This window comes from Bradyrhizobium sp. AZCC 2289 (genome assembly GCF_036924615.1).
In the GTDB taxonomy this organism is placed as follows: Bacteria; Pseudomonadota; Alphaproteobacteria; order Rhizobiales; family Xanthobacteraceae; genus Bradyrhizobium.
The window spans coordinates 2,397,229-2,412,872 of sequence record NZ_JAZHRY010000001.1 but is presented as its reverse complement, the minus strand read 5'-3'; the positions used below and the strand labels follow the sequence as shown (position 1 = coordinate 2,412,872).

At 60.6% G+C, this 15,644-nt stretch carries 13 protein-coding genes and 1 pseudogene; 11 read left to right on the top strand and 3 right to left on the bottom strand.

Translation table 11 applies throughout. The annotated features are described in order from the left end of the window. Window positions 1-36 precede the first annotated feature (36 nt). Complete coding sequence (locus V1289_RS11750) at window positions 37-1,944, bottom strand: potassium transporter Kup (RefSeq protein WP_334397110.1); 1,908 nt, start codon at window positions 1,942-1,944, stop codon at window positions 37-39. A gap of 35 nt (window positions 1,945-1,979) precedes the next feature. On the opposite strand from V1289_RS11750, the gene V1289_RS11745 reads away from it, so the two are divergent. The 9 genes from V1289_RS11745 (at window position 1,980) to ftsZ (ending at window position 12,410) form a co-directional block, all read left to right on the top strand. Next, a complete protein-coding gene (locus tag V1289_RS11745; protein WP_334397108.1) occupies window positions 1,980-2,300 on the top strand; it encodes a hypothetical protein in 321 nt (106 codons plus the stop codon). Between the two features lie 1,354 nt (window positions 2,301-3,654). Beyond that, window positions 3,655-4,959 carry an MFS transporter gene (locus tag V1289_RS11740; protein ID WP_334397107.1) on the top strand — a complete coding sequence of 435 codons (1,305 nt, stop codon included), beginning with the start codon at window positions 3,655-3,657 and terminating at the stop codon, window positions 4,957-4,959. Between the two features lie 63 nt (window positions 4,960-5,022). Further along, window positions 5,023-5,814, top strand: coding sequence for a maleate cis-trans isomerase family protein (locus V1289_RS11735; protein ID WP_334407410.1), 792 nt, complete (start codon window positions 5,023-5,025; stop codon window positions 5,812-5,814). Continuing rightward, the gene (locus V1289_RS11730; RefSeq protein WP_309179371.1) at window positions 5,811-6,620 is read left to right on the top strand and encodes a GntR family transcriptional regulator; all 810 of its coding nucleotides are present in this window, start codon (window positions 5,811-5,813) and stop codon (window positions 6,618-6,620) included. The genes V1289_RS11735 and V1289_RS11730 overlap by 4 nt, the downstream gene beginning before the upstream one ends. Further along, window positions 6,617-7,390, top strand: a complete 774-nt coding sequence (locus V1289_RS11725; RefSeq protein ID WP_334397106.1) for an aspartate/glutamate racemase family protein — start codon at window positions 6,617-6,619, stop codon at window positions 7,388-7,390. Before V1289_RS11730 ends, V1289_RS11725 begins: the two co-directional genes overlap by 4 nt. After that, window positions 7,390-8,808 carry a dihydropyrimidinase gene (gene hydA / locus V1289_RS11720; RefSeq protein ID WP_334397104.1) on the top strand — a complete coding sequence of 473 codons (1,419 nt, stop codon included), beginning with the start codon at window positions 7,390-7,392 and terminating at the stop codon, window positions 8,806-8,808. The genes V1289_RS11725 and hydA overlap by 1 nt, the downstream gene beginning before the upstream one ends. A gap of 24 nt (window positions 8,809-8,832) precedes the next feature. Continuing rightward, complete coding sequence (locus tag V1289_RS11715) at window positions 8,833-9,720, top strand: alpha/beta fold hydrolase (protein WP_334397102.1); 888 nt, start codon at window positions 8,833-8,835, stop codon at window positions 9,718-9,720. An 885-nt stretch (window positions 9,721-10,605) separates the two neighbouring features. Continuing rightward, window positions 10,606-11,097 carry a hypothetical protein gene (locus V1289_RS11710; RefSeq protein WP_334397101.1) on the top strand — a complete coding sequence of 164 codons (492 nt, stop codon included), beginning with the start codon at window positions 10,606-10,608 and terminating at the stop codon, window positions 11,095-11,097. A gap of 50 nt (window positions 11,098-11,147) precedes the next feature. Beyond that, on the top strand, window positions 11,148-12,410 hold the full coding sequence (ftsZ, locus tag V1289_RS11705) for a cell division protein FtsZ (RefSeq protein ID WP_442895988.1): 1,263 nt from the start codon (window positions 11,148-11,150) through the stop codon (window positions 12,408-12,410). 261 nt (window positions 12,411-12,671) lie between these two features. Here the strand turns inward: ftsZ and V1289_RS11700 are convergent, their stop codons facing one another. After that, window positions 12,672-13,226 (bottom strand): hypothetical protein, encoded by a 555-nt coding sequence (locus tag V1289_RS11700; protein WP_334397099.1) that lies wholly within the window; start codon window positions 13,224-13,226, stop codon window positions 12,672-12,674. A 567-nt stretch (window positions 13,227-13,793) separates the two neighbouring features. Here V1289_RS11700 and V1289_RS11695 point away from each other — a divergent pair. Beyond that, window positions 13,794-14,399: a phasin family protein gene (locus tag V1289_RS11695; protein WP_334397098.1), complete on the top strand. Its 606-nt coding sequence runs from the start codon at window positions 13,794-13,796 to the stop codon at window positions 14,397-14,399. A 197-nt stretch (window positions 14,400-14,596) separates the two neighbouring features. Here V1289_RS11695 and V1289_RS11690 read toward each other — a convergent pair whose 3' ends face one another. After that, window positions 14,597-14,809 (bottom strand): hypothetical protein, encoded by a 213-nt coding sequence (locus V1289_RS11690; RefSeq protein WP_334397097.1) that lies wholly within the window; start codon window positions 14,807-14,809, stop codon window positions 14,597-14,599. A gap of 658 nt (window positions 14,810-15,467) precedes the next feature. On the opposite strand from V1289_RS11690, the pseudogene V1289_RS11685 reads away from it, so the two are divergent. Beyond that, window positions 15,468-15,617 (top strand): annotated as a pseudogene (locus V1289_RS11685) (2Fe-2S iron-sulfur cluster-binding protein); the annotation flags it as partial. Window positions 15,618-15,644 lie beyond the last annotated feature (27 nt).

The following is a 15,644-nucleotide window of genomic DNA, read 5'->3' as shown; positions in this document are numbered from 1 at the left end:
TCGCAAGTCGACGAATCTCAGAGACCGTGGATAGCACTATATTTCGACTTCGAGGCCAACCTCCACGACCTGCGCGGGCGGAACTCCGAAATACGCCGCCGGGAGGTTGGCGTTGAGGTGCATTGTGGCGAACAGGGATTTTCTCCAGACCGCCATGCCCGCTACTTTATCGGTCGCGATCACCATCACGCGCCTGAAATAGTAGGTAATGTTATCGGGATCGATGCCGGCAAGCTCGGGCTTGCGGCAGGCAAGCCTCAGTCCCTCCATCACATCAGGTGTTTCCATGAAACCGAAATGGAAGAGGACGCGCGTAATGCCCGCGCCGACCGGGACAAGCTTGACGCGCTCACTGGCTTCGACCCGCGGCTCGTCGACAATGATAGACGCGATAAACAGCACGCGCTCATGCAGCACGCGATTATGCCGCAGGTGATGGGTCAGGCAGAGCGGGATCCCGGTGGTCGCCGCGGTGAAGATCGCCGCCGCCCCGGGCAGCCGTATGGGCGGCGTGTTGATGACCCACTCGATGAACGCGTCCTCCGGCTGGCGCAGCTTGGAGCGCTCCTGCTCAAGCAACTGCCATCCGGTGCGCCAGGTCAGCATGAGGAATGCAATGACGCTTGCCAGCAGGAGCGGGAACCAGCCGCCTTCGACCAGCTTCGTCATGTTCGCGGCAACGAAAACCACCTCGATGACGAGGAAGAACCCGTTCACCGCCACGACCAGAAGCGGGTTGTAGCCCCATCTCAGGGCGACGAGAGCGGCCAGCACCGTGGTGATCGCCATCAGCATCGCGACGGCGATGCCATAGGCCCCGCCGAGGGCGTCGGACGAGCCGAACTGGAGCACGGCGGTGAGCGTGCCGGCCGCCAGCAGCCAATTCACCACGGGGATGTAGATCTGCCCCTTCTCATGGCTTGCCGTGTGGTGCACCCGCATGCGAGGCAGGAAGCCGAGTTGCATTGCCTGTTGGGTGAGCGAATACGCGCCCGAGATGATGGCTTGTGAGGCGATCACGGTGGCGATGGTCGCGAACGCCACCATCGGGTAATGCGCCCATCGCGGCACGAGCAGGTAGAACGGATTCTCGGCCGCATGGGGATCGGCCAGAAGCAACCCTCCCTGGCCGAGATAATTGAGCATTAAGGCGGGTGACACGATCGCAAACCACCCAAGCTGGATGGGCAGCCGGCCAAAATGGCCCATGTCGGCATACATGGCCTCCGCGCCCGTGAGCGTCAGAAAGGCGGCGCCGAGCACGGCGAAGGCGATGCCGGGTCCCGCGTGACTGAGGTAGAGAACGGCATGATGGGGGCTGATCGCGGCGAGGATGGCTGGGCTTTGCATGATGCCCTTGAGGCCGAGCAAGGCAATTGCGACGAACCATACGAACATCACCGGCCCGAAAATGTTGCCGACGAACTCCGTTCCCTTGCGCTGCACCAGGAACAGGCCGACGAGGATCGCGATGGTGATGGGAACGACCATTGGTGCCAGGGCGGGAGCGTCGATCTTCAGACCTTCGACGGCGCTGAGCACCGAGATCGCCGGCGTGATCACGCCATCGCCATAGAGCAAGGCTGCCCCGATCAGGCCGACGACGAGCAGGGAGGCGCGCGCGCCTCCGCGCGGTGCGTGCCTTGCATCCAACAGCGCGAGCAGAGCCACGATGCCGCCCTCACCATGATTGTCGGCGCGCAGGATCAGAATGGCGTATTTGAGTCCGACGATGAGAAGAAGCGCCCAGAAGATAAGCGACACGGTGCCTGTGACCGTTTCTGGCGTGGGCGCCCCGCCGGCGGCGACGGCCTGTTTCAGCCCGTACAGCGTGCTGGTGCCGATATCGCCGTAGACAACTCCAAGTGCCGTCAGCACCGCGGCGGCGGGCAGCTTCTGGGGATCTTGCCGCGGCCTCCCCTCAGCCTGAAGGACCTGGGCCATGCGCACGTCCCTTCCGACGGTTGCGCAAAGTATGCATGAAAATGCTGCGCTGGGAAGCGGGCCGTGCGGTCAACGACGGTATTGAGCTAACAGGCGCATCGGCCAAGTGGTATCTCGCAAACGCGAGATGTTCGGTCGCAGAAGGCTTGTCGTCACGCGCTGCGGGTCCGCGGAATGGCGAAACGCTCGCGTCCGCTTCCGCCCATCTGGGACGTGATGCTGAGGCCCGTGAGGCCGCGGCGCGTCTGCTTGAGGTCGATCCCGCCTTCACAATACCTGCGTGGATCGCTCGGGGCGGGACAGCAAACATGAAGCCGTCGATTGAGGCTCTTCCGAAAGCGGGGTTTCCCGAATGATCCGTGCTCACTGGCGTCGACGAGGTGATCGAATAGAACGCCCTTTTGCTTCGGTCATGAGTCTGGATTTGGTCCGTACGCGATGAGCCCGATCCATGGCCTGGCGTCGGCTTTCAGGGGCAGATCGGGCATGATCGAGACTGGGCCAAATCGACGCGAATGACCCACACCAGAAGTCACCCACTGACTCACCCTGACGGTATCGACAGCTTTATTGCTGACGCTGCAGTCTATGTTTTGGCGGGTCTGTCCCCGTAATTGCCCGATACCACGCGGCGTCTGATTGAACGCGCGCTCTGGCAGCGGCAAGGTCCGATTGTCCCCGATAGAGCTGACTTAGGGCGAGATAGCAATCGGTGCGCGCCGGTCCGTGAGGTATCGCGTCGCATCTCACCTGCGCGCTCGCGACGCCGGAAAAACTTGCCAGCAAAATTACGACGACACTTTCGGTCCAATGTGTCATGCCACCTCCAGATCGGATTTCAGCTTGGGCCCAAGCCGACATGCGAAGTGATCGCCACAAGGTATGCTGTCAGGGGTCGAGCGGGCAAGGCCGGATGGAGCGACGGCGTCCGGTTGTTGACCCATCGCCGCACTCAAGGCTTGCTTCCCTCCGCTTTAGATGCGCTCAATCGGAGCGGAAGTCGCAGGGCCGGATGCAACTCTCACGTCCTCATAAGTCGATCGGACGGCATTGAGTACCGCTTCGTCCGACGACGTGACCTCATAGAAGGTGCTGTCTATCGCGCGTATGACGACCCATGCGTCGCTCTGTTCTGGGAGTGTCGCGGCGAATTGCCCCCAAATGACCTGCCATGCTTCATGAGCGGCCTCCGAAAGCGCTGCACCGCTAACCGATGAACCACTGGCCGCAAGCATCTCCAGCTTGTCTTGTCCCGGCTGACCTGGTCCCGTGATCATGAATTCATCAAAGGAACGGCCAAGTGCCTGATGATATGCTTGAGAATGCGCCCGACTTCGCGGGCAGCCTTGATGGGAGCCGGAAGTTTCTGGTCAAACTGGGTGGTGTTCCAGTTGACCTTGGTCAGAGCAAGAACCTCTTCGGCCAGCTTGGGAAGCGCGCTAGACGCGCGAATTTTGTTGTTTTCCCCCGCACGCTACGCAGGCGAACGAGATGGCCCGCAACCTTGCACAGCCGTCGCCCGCTGGTTGGCGGTTCGGCCGCGCGAAACCCATCCGGCATAGCGATTGCCAGACACTAGGCACAGACCACAATCTGTCAATTTTACCACAATATCAATTATTTACACAATATCGTATACAACATACAAAAAATGATTGCTGATACGCGCCAAATAAACCAGACTTCGATTGCCGGTAATTGGAGAGAATAATGAGCAATACAATCTCAGCCGTCGCGGCGACCGACGTAGCCAAACCAACCGGTGTTCGTTGGAAGATTTTTCTTCTGATGCTGTTTCTGATCTCGATCAACTATATCGACCGCGCGTCGCTCTCGGTCGCGATGCCGCTGATCTCCAAGGAATTCGATCTCGATCCTGCGATGCAGGGCTTGATTCTCAGCTCGTTCTTCTGGACCTACGCGTTCATGCAGGTTCCAGGCGGCATGCTTGCGGATCGTTTCAAGCCGCGAATCGTCATCGCATCGGCGACGATTTTCTGGGGAGCGTTCCAGGCTATTGCGGCGGTGGCCACGAACTGGCCGGTGTTGCTGTTGACCCGGCTTGGACTGGGTGCGTCGGAAGCGCCGATTTATCCCGCGGGCGGCAAGCTCAATGCCATCTGGATGACGCAGACCGAGCGGGGGCGCGGTGCGACGCTCCTCGACGGTGGCGCACCGCTGGGCGCGGCACTGGGCTCGATCGTGATCGCGTGGCTGATTGCAGCCTTCAATTCCTGGCGCATCGCTTTCGTCATCGCCGGTGTCGGAACCATGCTGTGCGGACTGCTGGCCTGGTATTACATTCGCAACGCGCCGCGGGAGCATCCGTCAGTCAATGAAGCGGAGGCGCGTTACATCGAACAGTCGCACGCGCTGGAAGACGCAGCCACCCCGGCGTCGCGCGGCGGAAGCTGGATGTCCTACTTCCGGTATCGCTCGGTCTGGTGCATGTGCCTCGGCTGGATGTTCTTCAACACCACCTTTTATGGCTTGCTGACCTGGATGCCGACCTATCTGTTCAAGGTTCACCACTTTGACATCAAGACGCTGGGCGGAGCTTCCTTCATCATATTCTTCTCCGGCTTTGTCGGCGAACTGGTCGGCGGCTGGATTGGTGACTTCTGGCGCAGCCGCGGAGGTTCGCCAAACCTGGTATTCCGGACCTTGTTCGGCATTGCCGCCATATTAGCCACGATATCGATCTTCTTCGTGGCCTATGTGACAGATCCGGTCGCCGTCGTGGTGTTGCTGTCCGCCACCCTGTTTTTCCTGCGCTGGTGCGGGATGTATTGGGCCATTCCCTCCGCGCTCGCGGGTCGCGGAAAATCCGGATTCCTCGGCGGGTGCATGAATCTCGGCGGCAACATTGCCGGCATCCTGACGCCGCTGATCGTCGGCTTGATCGTTCAGGCTACCGGATCCTATTTCCTGGCGTTGATGTACTTTGCCGCCGCCGGCGTTGCGCTGCTGATCTGTTCGACCTTGATCGATTACAGTCGCAAATTGCCGGTCTGAACACGGTATCGGTGGGGTGGAGATGACCGCCCCACCGGGTTCATAGTCATGAGGCTTTGTATGATCACGCGGCCGGTCCGTCTCGGTATGCTGACCCCATCGTCCAACACCGCGCTTGAGCCGATCACCAACGCGATGCTGGCCGGCAGTACGGATATCTCGGTGCATTTCTCGCGCTTCAAGGTCACTGAAATCGCCTTGTCGGAAACCGCGCTGCGCCAATTCGACGACAGTGAAATCCTGCGTGCGGCAGAGCTTCTGGCGCATGCCAAAGTCGACATCATTGCCTGGAACGGAACATCGGCAAGCTGGCTGGGGTTCGAGCGGGACGAGCGCTTGTGCGAACGTATAACCGAGGCGACCGGCATCCGCGCGTGCACCACCGTGCTCGCCTATCGCGATCTGTTCCGGCGCCTCGGGACGACGCGCATCGGACTGGTGACGCCCTATCGCAGGGAAGTCCAGGACAAGATCATTGCCAACTGGGGCTCCGAAGGACTGCAGTGTGTCGCGGAGCGGCACCTTTCGCTGCAGGACAATTTTTCGTTCGCGGAAGTGCCGGAAGCCGAGGTGGCCGGCTTGATCGAAGACGTCGTGCGCGAGGGCTGCGACGCCGTAGCCGTGGTCTGCACCAACATGCGCGGCGCCGGAGTGGCGCATCGTCTGGAACAGCAGCTCGGAGTCCCGGTATTCGATTCGATTGCGGTAACGCTGTGGGCGTGCTTGATCGCGGCCGGAATAGATCCGCGGCGTATCCAGGGCTGGGGTAGCTTGTTCACGAGGCCTGGTCTCGCGGGTCCCGCGAGCCCGCTCGTGGATCGTCCCCGGGATGCTCAAAGGCACCAATCCTCATGAACCGTACGAAATCGACCGCGATCGGGACCAAGGCCAAGACCCGGCCCAAGCGGCCACGGGATGTGGCGGCGCTTCCGCGACGGCTGCTCCGTGTGCCGCGAACCGGCCTCCATGAGCGGGCCGCGACACGGCTTCGTCTGTTGATCGTCCGCGGCGATTTTGCGCCCGGACAACAATTGCTTGAAGCCGATCTGTCCGATGCGCTCGGGGTCTCGCGGACGCCGTTGCGCGAAGCCCTGAAGCAATTGGCATCCGAAGGTCTGGTCGAGCTTCGCCTCAACCGAACTGCCATCGTCGCGCCGCTGCGGCGTGACGAATTGACCGAACTGTTCGAGGCGCTGAGCGGCATCGAAAGATGCGCGGCGGAACTCGCCGCAACACGGATGGAGCCGCGCGATCTGGAGCAGCTCGAGGCGCTGCAGGCCAGCATCGAATGGCATCACGGCCGCGGCGAAATGCGTCACTATTTTGAGATCAACCAGCAAATTCACCGCGCCATCGTCGGTTTTGCCCGCAACGGCGTGCTGAAGGCCACCCATGACGTGTTGCTGCCGCGCGCGGAGCGCGCGCGCTTCTTTGGCCTGTCGGTTCTCGGACGATGGGATGAATCGGTACGCGATCATCAGGAGATTCTGGAAGCCCTCAAGGCTGGCGACGCCAGCCGTGCAGGACAATTGCTTGGGCACCATGTCCGCCGCACCGGTGAGGTCGTGGCCAGTGCGCTGCCGATGCAGGCGGACGATGCGGATGCCGCGAAACCGCCGCGCAATGTCCGGGCCGCAATGACGAGAAAGGCCGGTCCGTGAAGATCCTGCTGCTCAATCCCAACACCACCCGCGCCGTGACCGATCTGCTCTATAGCGCCGGCACAAAGGTCATTTCGCCGGGAACCGAACTGGTTGCAGCGACCGCCGAGCGCGGCGTGCCCTATATCGCCACCCGGGCCGAAGCACAGATCGGCGGCGCGATTGCGCTCGAAATGCTGGCTGCGGCCGATTCCAGCGTCGACGCCGCGATCATCGCAGCGTTTGGAGATCCCGGCCTGTTCGGGGCGCGAGAGTTGTTCGACATTCCGGTCGTCGGCCTTGCCGAAGCGGCGATGCTGACAGCCTGTATGCTGGGTCGCCGGTTTTCCATCGTGACGTTCGCTCGCGCGCTGGCGCCCTGGTATCAGGAATGCGTCACCATGCACGGGCTCGATGCCCGCTGCGCCGGCATACGCACGCTCGACGGCACGTTCGAGTCCATTTCCAATGTCCAGGCCGAGAAAGAGGACATGCTGGTTTCACTGGCGAACCGCGCGGTCGAACAGGACGATGCCGATGTCGTCATTTTGTCCGGCGCACCGCTGGCTGGCCTGGCAGACAAGGTCCGTGATCGAATTCCGGTCCCGGTGGTCGATCCGACCGCGGCCGCCGTGCGCCAGGCTGAGACGCTGGTCACGCTCAAGCCGCGCAAGGCCACCGCCGGGACGTTTCGTCGCCCGGATCCGAAGCCGACGATCGGATTGGCGAAGGCACTGGCCGCGGTGATCGAGCACAGGCGGTCTTCCGACGCGAAAGGAGGGTCGCTCTGATGCCGTTCGACACCATCATTCGCGGCGGCACGATTGCAACCGCCGCAGACACGTTTGCCTGCGACATCGCCATCCGTGACGGTCGAATCGTGGCGCTGGGCCACGATCTCGGGGCGGCGGAAACGATCATCGACGCGAGGGATCGGCTGGTCTTGCCGGGCGGCATCGACAGCCATGTTCACTTCGCCCAGCCCTCGGGCGACGGCATCGTCATGGCCGACGGCTTTGCCACAGGCACGCGTTCGGCGGCATTCGGCGGCAACACCACAGTGCTGCCGTTTTGTCTTCAGCAGAAAGGCCAAACGCTCCGCGAGGCGTTGCGGAATTACCACGCGCAGGCGGACGGAGAATGTCATGTCGACGTTGCCTTTCATCTCATCGTCACCGATCCGACGGATCAGGTGCTCGGGCAGGAACTGCCGGCGCTGGTGCAGGATGGCTACACCTCGCTCAAGGTGTTCATGACTTATGAAGGCATGGCGCTTTCGGACCGCGAGCTTCTCGAAACGATGGCGGTCGCGCGCGAGACCGGCGCGGTGCTGATGGTGCATGCGGAAAATTTCGATGCCATCCGCTTCCTCACCGACCGCCTCGAGCGTGCCGGCAACACCGCGCCGCGCTTTCATGCGACCTCGCGGCCGATCCCGGTCGAGCGTGAGGCCACGCATCGCGCCATTTCGCTTTCCGAACTCGTCGACGTGCCGATCATGATCGTGCACGTATCGAACCGCGGGGCGATGGAAGAAATCCGCCGCGCCCAGCAACGCGGACTCAATGTGATGGGCGAGACTTGCCCGCAATACCTGGTTCTGACGGAGAAAGACCTCGACCAGCTGAACATGGAAGGCAGCAAATACGTATGCTCGCCGCCGCCACGCGACGTTGACAGTCAGAAGGCGTGTTGGGAAGGCCTGCAGCAGAACGTTTTCTCGGTGTTCTCTTCGGACCATTGTCCGTTCCGCTACGACGATCCGCACGGCAAGCTCGCGCCCAAGGGGCGTACCAGTTTCCGGTGGGTGCCGAACGGAATTCCAGGCGTAGCGACGCGTCTTCCGATCCTGTTCTCGGAAGGCGTCGTGAAGGGCCGAATTGACCTCAATGCTTTCGTCGCGCTCACCGCAACCAATCACGCCAAGATTTATGGTCTCTATCCGCGCAAGGGAACGATAGCGGTGGGATCGGACGCCGACATCGCATTGTGGGATCCGAAACGAAAGGTCACGATCCGCCACGACCTCGTCCACGACGGTTCGGACTATACACCGTATGAAGGGCTCGAAGTGACGGGCTGGCCGGTCCTGACCATGGTCCGCGGGCGCGTGGTCGTCGATGACGGCGTCCTGGTCGGCGCCAAAGGCCACGGCACCTATTTGCAGCGAACCAGGCCGCCGGCTCGCCCCGACTCGGCGCAACGATAAACCAATAGCTGGACGGAGACCGACATGCCCTATGCCACCACGGACGACGGAGTGCGCCTGTATTTCGAGGAAACCGGATCGGGCCGTCCGCTGATCCTGGTTCATGAATTCGCCGGCGATTTGCGCAGCTACGAGCCGCAGATGCGCCATTTTGGAAAACGCTATCGTGCCATCGCCTTCAACGCACGTGGTTTCCCGCCGTCCGACGTGCCGGAGCACGTCTCCTCCTATTCGCAGGCTCGCGCCGCCGATGACATCCTCGCTGTGCTCGATCATCTCGGCGAGCCGCAGGCGCATGTTATCGGACTGTCGATGGGTGGATTCGCGACGCTCCATTTCGGTCTGCGACATCCGCATCGAGCGCTGTCACTGTGTATCGGTGGCTGCGGTTACGGCGCAGAACTCGACAAGCGCGACACATTCCGGGCCGAAGCCGACGTGATAGCCGGCATGATACGGACCGACGGCATGCCGGCATTCGCCGAACGATACGCTTATGGGCCGACCCGCGTTCAGTATGAAAACAAGGACCCCCGCGGCCACGCCGAGTTCAAAGCGATGCTGGCCGAGCATTCCGCGGTCGGATCAGCTAACACTCAGCAGGGTGTTCAGAAGGAGCGCCCGTCGCTTTATATGCTAGTCGAAGAAATGCGGCGCATCATCGTGCCGACGCTTATTATCACCGGCGATGAGGACTGGCCGTGCCTTTTGCCGGGCATCCTCATGAAGCAAAGCATTCCATCGGCAGCCCTCGTGGTGATGCCGAACGCGGGTCATGCCATCAATATTGAAGAGCCGGGTGAATACAATCGGATCGTCGGCGATTTCCTTTCCCAGGTCGAAAGCGAGCGCTGGCCGAGTCGCGATCCTCGCGCCGTCAGCGCTTCCATCACCGGAATGCAAAAGGGATAGCGTCGCCTGTACGCGACGGAGATCGTTGCCGTCCGTTCTCGAATCAGAACCTGCCCTGCACGTGGACCAGCGCGATGGCCGTCTGCTCGAACCTGTGAGTAATCGACGCCACGGGCGATTGATGCGTCTCCCTCCGTCGAGGGACGTTAACCTGAGTTGCAGAGGCTCGGAATCGAATTAGATAGCTATTTCAATAGCATTGAGTTCGTAGTTTTATTCTGAATGGCGCCATTCGCTAATACTCTCCACTACGACCAATGCCTGTTACCGTAGCATTACCATAAGCAATCGTTGCTAGGATGGTGATGCGCAAGCGATGCGCCTCCCGGGCGCAAAAAACTCTTCGCTGGCGAGATAGAGTTTCACGCGACAACTAGATAGCGGAGCGTGTTTTTGCTGTTACGCCGCGGCCCCGATCATGGACCGTAGCCAAAGCTCGAATGACTGCTTCTCGCGCAAAGCGGGCATTCGCGTGTCGCTCGATTGATGTTCGCGCTTAGATAAGCAAAGGGGCGAGTGAGCGCTTCAAGCGGACTGTTAGTTCGGAGCTCTCCGTGCTGTTCTCGTATCTTCGCATACGACGGCGTGACTTCACGAAGCATTTTGCAGAACGTCCGCGTAACGTGGGGAAGCGTTCGCCCTTGTATTTTGACGATTGCAAACGTTTCGTTCGATTTTGCAATCCGTGAGGGTGAGTGACGTGACCCCAATTGTTATAATCTGCGCGAGCGCCAACGTCTTCCGCTCTTGTAGTCGATAGCAGCGTCGAAGTGTGCCTCGTCGCGGCGCCCGTTAATAATCTGTTAACCAACGCAGCCTAGCTTGCGGTCATCGCCCGGTCATCATCAGCCGATTACCGTCCGGTTCGTTCTAGGAGAACAGCCGATGTCCGTTGAGGCGCTGACATATACCGCTCTAGGTGCCCGCCTGACAGTCTCGCCAGAGGCCGCTCGTTCGCTTGCCAAGCGACGCCGGTTGCCGCGCTCACTTTCGGATGATGGCAAAGCCCTAGTGAGCGTTGATCTCGCTGAAATACAGCATACGCCCCGGCCGCCACGTGGTCGCCAGGCAGCCATGGTCGCCCCATTTGCGGCAAAGATCGAGGCATTGAAGGCGGAGATCGTGCGGCTCGAAGCAAGGGCAGCGGATGACAGAGCAGATTTCGAGCGCGAGTGCGAGCGCTCCGCTCGCCTGACGGTTGAGCTGCTGCAGGCGACTGCCGAGACTATGGCAGCTAAGGAAGTGACCGCACGGCTTGAAGATGAGGTGGCGGCTCTGCGAGCTGGCGGCTCGGTCGACAGCCACGGACAAGCTGCACGCCGACTGGGATATCTAGCCGCGACCATAGTGGAAGCAGACCGCAAGGCTTGTAGGTAGCAAGCCGTGTCCTCTCATTCCCCAGCTCGCCGGAGCAACGTGAGGCAAAAATGACCGACATCACCGATATTCGCGAGATGAAGGCGCGTATTATCGTGTTTGGGGTCGGCGGCGCCGGCGGCAATGCCGTCAACAACATGATCGCGGCCGGGCTGCAAGGCGTCGACTTCATCGTCGCCAATACCGACGCACAGGCGCTCACCATGTCGATGGCCAAGCGCGTCATCCAGATGGGTACCCGGGTGACCGAAGGCCTTGGCGCCGGCTCGCAGCCCGAAGTGGGGCGCGCCGCAGCCGAAGAGGCAATCGATGCGATCCGCGATCATTTGACCGGTGCACACATGGTGTTCGTTACTGCCGGCATGGGCGGCGGTACCGGCACCGGTGCAGCCCCCATTATCGCCAAGACCGCACGTGAGCTTGGCATTCTCACCATCGGTGTAGTCACCAAACCATTCCACTTCGAGGGCCAGCGCCGCATGCGTTTTGCCGAAGCCGGCATCGCCGAATTGCTGAAGGTGGTGGACACCCTGCTGATCATCCCAAACCAGAACCTGTTCCGGGTGGCCAACGAAAAGACCACGTTCGCCCATGCCTTCGCCCTGGCCGATCAGGTGCTTTATTCGGGTGTCGCCTGCATCAGCGACCTTATCGTCAAGGAAGGTCTCATCAATCTGGATTTTGCTGACGTTCTCGCCGTGATGCGCGAGAAGGGCAAGGCCATGATGGGCAGGGGCGAGGCTTCTGGCGAGAAGCGCGTGCTCAACGCCGCTGTGGCTGCGATTTCCAATCCATTGATCGAGAATCCCTCGATCAAACGCGCCAGTGGCCTCATAATCTCCATCACCGGCGGCAAGGACCTGATGTTATTCGAGGTCGACGAAGCTGCCACCCGCATTCGCGAAGAGGCCGACCAAGACGCCAACATCATCGTCGGCGCATCTTTCGATGAAGGTCTGGAAGGTATCGTCCGCGTCTCGGTGGTGGCGACAGGCATCGATAATCTCGATCCGGCGCACCAGACGCAAGCAGCGGAAAGCTCACTCACGGAACTCGCCGGCAGGCTGCGCAACGACAGCCGTCGCATCGCCGGCCGCATCGAGCGTAGTCCACTGCTGCCGCAATTAGAGAGTCCGCTGGTCCTCCCAGCGGCCCGACACCCCGAAGGGTGGGCGGCAAACCCGAATGCGGAATATGCGCGCCCCGCGGCTCCGGAGGGCCTCGATCCGTACGGTCGCTCCTTTCCTGCGCGTAATTTGATCGAGGAAAACGTTCTCGATATCCCGGCCTTCCTGCGCCGCAAGGCCAACTGAGCCGTCGCAAGAACGGGCGCAACTCTTCTCATGCGGTTTTGCACGCGAGCGAAGTACGGATCGCGCGGATCGCTGGAAAATACTCGACTGGGAACAGAGGAGGGCCAACATTGGGAGGGGGCAGCTCGCTCTTTTGCAACTGCAAATGGGGATGGCTTGTTATCGCGAGCTTTCCCCACAGAGGCCTATCATAGCCGATTTCGGCCCGCCAAACCTGCGAATGAGCATCGAGGCTCTGTGAGGTCCGCGCGCACCGATAATTCACGCAGCTGTGCTGTGCGGGTTCTCCGCAGTTTCTCTTTTTTCCACCTCCTTGGAGCGAGACAGCCATATTGGAAAGCGGATTAAGCGAAGTAAGCGATCATTATTATCTTTTGGCAGTTCGGTCGGCGCCTCGTTGGCTAAACACGGGAGATCCAGTGCAGCGTGGCCGACTCGCACCGCATCCGCGCGTCGGTCCAGTTCGCGCAATAAGGGATCGACTACGGTTTCAACTTCGGCGGCGACGGACGATAGAAAGTTATTAAGCTCGCGAGCTTCGGGTACGACTGCCGCCGCCATCTCGGTCGCCTCGCAGAGCTCACTGACGACAGGCGCAAACGCGCTGGCAGTTTGTATGATTCGTTTTTTTATCGCTTCGATTTCGCCTAAGACGTGATTGCGTTCCCGCCGTTTTTTTTCCTCAGAAAGGCGGGCTTCGATTTCGGCGATCTGAGCCGTCAGTGCCGTGACATCAGATGCAAGTGCGTCGCGCTTTCCGCGCGCGCGATCGAGATCGCGGCTGAGATTGTCCACTAAGTCGTTCTCTCCGAACATTTTTTGCTCCGCGTAGGACAGCCGGAACGCGAACTGCCAGCCTGGCTAACGAACGAAAAGGCAAGATCGGCCGACAAAGGCATAGACTTCGTTCGCGTCGCAGGGGGCCGACATGGTGAGTCAAATTCCCTCCAAATCATTTGCATTAGGCGACCGTAGGGTTAACAAATGGTTAATTTCAATCTGATGCAGCAGTGGTTCCCCACAGCGGACTCTAGCGATCTACAAAACGGAAAAGTCCCTGCTACCCGCGTGCAGTGGAATCTCACCACGCACTGAGCAGGGCATTTTAAGTTAGCACTAGCAGCCGGGTTAAAATTCGAGCACCGACAGAGCCGATCAGCTGGCAAACGAGCTCGATCCTGTCCCCAAATGGCTTTCAGCGCACAGGACGGAATAGCGCAACGTCATCCGCCAATCGCTCGCGACAGGTCAAGCCCTGCTCCGCTGGGCCGCCGGAGAGGGGCGCAAGATGCCCGCTGGAGTTCATTCTTCAAAATGTAGACACACGACCGTCACGCGAGGAACAAGGCACAACCGCGAATCCAGCACAAACAGGACGAAGGCTTGTGGCTTGATTCATACTTGAAATCTGGAGCGATCCCAATGTTGAATGCAGGTGGGAATAAAGCAATCGGGAAGTCCAGCCCGCGCAAGGGGAAGACAGAGCGGCAGGGCAGGAAGGTCGAGCCGCGGAAGCAAGCCGGCGAACAACAAGGCCCCGAGGCGGAGCCCAGGCCGGATCATTTGCAGGACGCCCAAGAACAGATCAACGAACAGATCAACGAGCAGATCAGCGCACCGGTCGCGTCGATCGACATCTCTCCACGTGAAACTTCCGCAACTGATATCATCCCGACCGTCCCTACCGTATCGGCCGAGCCCGTAGCGGTCAGCATTGCAACGATCGCCAATGCCTATGGCGCCTACACCGGGAAATCGGTCGAACTCACCTGGTCCTTCCTGGAGAAGCTCGCGGCCGCACGGTCGCTCGATAAGGCGTTTGAGGTTCAGACGGAATTCGCGAAGCAGGCTTTCGAGACCGTTTTTGCTGAGTCGCGGAAGATTCACGAACTCCACAGCGAATTGGCCAGGCAGAGAGTTGTGCATCTCGAAGGCTTCGTGGCCAGGATGACCCAAACCACGTTCGTGCTGCGCGCTACACGTCACTAGCGCGCAGGGCGAATCGGCGCGGCGCCAGTCGCGCCGCGGCGCGCTGCTACCACGGTGCGACCGTCAAACTCTGCGAGTGCATGCACCACGCTGTCGTACCCAAAGGCCGTGCTGTCCGCGTCACCGACGCCGACAACAAGGAGCTGTGTCGCAGTCGATCCTGTACCCAGATGGCGTTCAATGCGCAGGGCAGAGCGCTACGTCGTTCTTCCTGATGGCGGCCATGCATAGATCGGGCGGCGGTTCACAACCTCGATCGTCCCGAGCGCCAGCACGACGAACACGACGAACACCAGCACCACACCGTCCGGCCTGACCGACCGCTCCGCTTTGCGTTCGATGATGGGCGGCCGCTCCACCGCTGCGATATCAACCCAGCGCGCGGCAAGAGGGGATGGCTCCGTGTCCACCCAACGATCTATCCATGGCTTGCCGGCGACAGCATCGTCGTCCCCATCACGACGAGCATCCGCGGTCACCCCGAGCGGCTGCACAGGTCCGTTGTCAACCAGCACTTCCGACCCGGAATCGCGCCACTTGGGCTGGTCAGTCGATTGTTCAACTTCACGAGCGGGAGTTTTTTGACGGGCGGGAGTTTTTTGCTGAGCCTTTTGGAGGCTGGGGCGTCGTGTCGGAGTCGCATCCCAGCAACGATCTGGGCCGTGCCAGTAGATGTGTCTGCGCCGGATTCTGAAATCTTACGCTCGCTACTATAATGAGACGCGGACGCACTTGGCCCTGGATAAGGATGCGCCCGTTTCTCGCCCAGTCAGCGAACCGGCGTGGTCAGGTCACTTGCCATCCTGGGCGGACTTCATCACCACTACCTCAGGGTTTAGGTTTTCGGTACACACAGGCCATTCGTACGCAAACAGGATCCGTGACTGATAAAAAAATAGAGAATCCATCGGTTTGGAACCGGGCTCGGGGAGGGGCGCTTAACCATTGCACGAGCGTGCGCGACGCTCTTGACCGACAACCAAGTAGATCGCTCCCCGTTAGCGCCAGAATTTTGGTTGACCGAAATAGTGCGTCGAAAACGGCCACCGACGTGGGCGGACGATGGTCATCGTGCGCCGCCGTAGCGGCAAGCTCGATGAGGAAACCGTCCGGCAAGAGCTCGAAGGCAACATCTGCCGCTGCACCGGTTACCACAACATCGTCAAATCGGTGCTCGATGCGGCCGACCGCATGAAGGTTTCGCAAGCGGCGGAATAGCTGCCGCAGGCTACCCAAATTCAAGAC

What these genes read in the sequence shown, in the direction of transcription:
- V1289_RS11750 (WP_334397110.1), bottom strand. Translation starts at nt 1,944, where the DNA reads ATGGCCCAGGTCCTTCAGGCTGAGGGGAGGCCGCGGCAAGATCCCCAG.
- V1289_RS11745 (WP_334397108.1), top strand. Translation starts at nt 1,980, where the DNA reads ATGAAAATGCTGCGCTGGGAAGCGGGCCGTGCGGTCAACGACGGTATT.
- V1289_RS11740 (WP_334397107.1), top strand. Translation starts at nt 3,655, where the DNA reads ATGAGCAATACAATCTCAGCCGTCGCGGCGACCGACGTAGCCAAACCA.
- V1289_RS11730 (WP_309179371.1), top strand. Translation starts at nt 5,811, where the DNA reads ATGAACCGTACGAAATCGACCGCGATCGGGACCAAGGCCAAGACCCGG.
- hydA (WP_334397104.1), top strand. Translation starts at nt 7,390, where the DNA reads ATGCCGTTCGACACCATCATTCGCGGCGGCACGATTGCAACCGCCGCA.
- V1289_RS11715 (WP_334397102.1), top strand. Translation starts at nt 8,833, where the DNA reads ATGCCCTATGCCACCACGGACGACGGAGTGCGCCTGTATTTCGAGGAA.
- V1289_RS11710 (WP_334397101.1), top strand. Translation starts at nt 10,606, where the DNA reads ATGTCCGTTGAGGCGCTGACATATACCGCTCTAGGTGCCCGCCTGACA.
- ftsZ (WP_442895988.1), top strand. Translation starts at nt 11,148, where the DNA reads ATGACCGACATCACCGATATTCGCGAGATGAAGGCGCGTATTATCGTG.
- V1289_RS11700 (WP_334397099.1), bottom strand. Translation starts at nt 13,226, where the DNA reads ATGTTCGGAGAGAACGACTTAGTGGACAATCTCAGCCGCGATCTCGAT.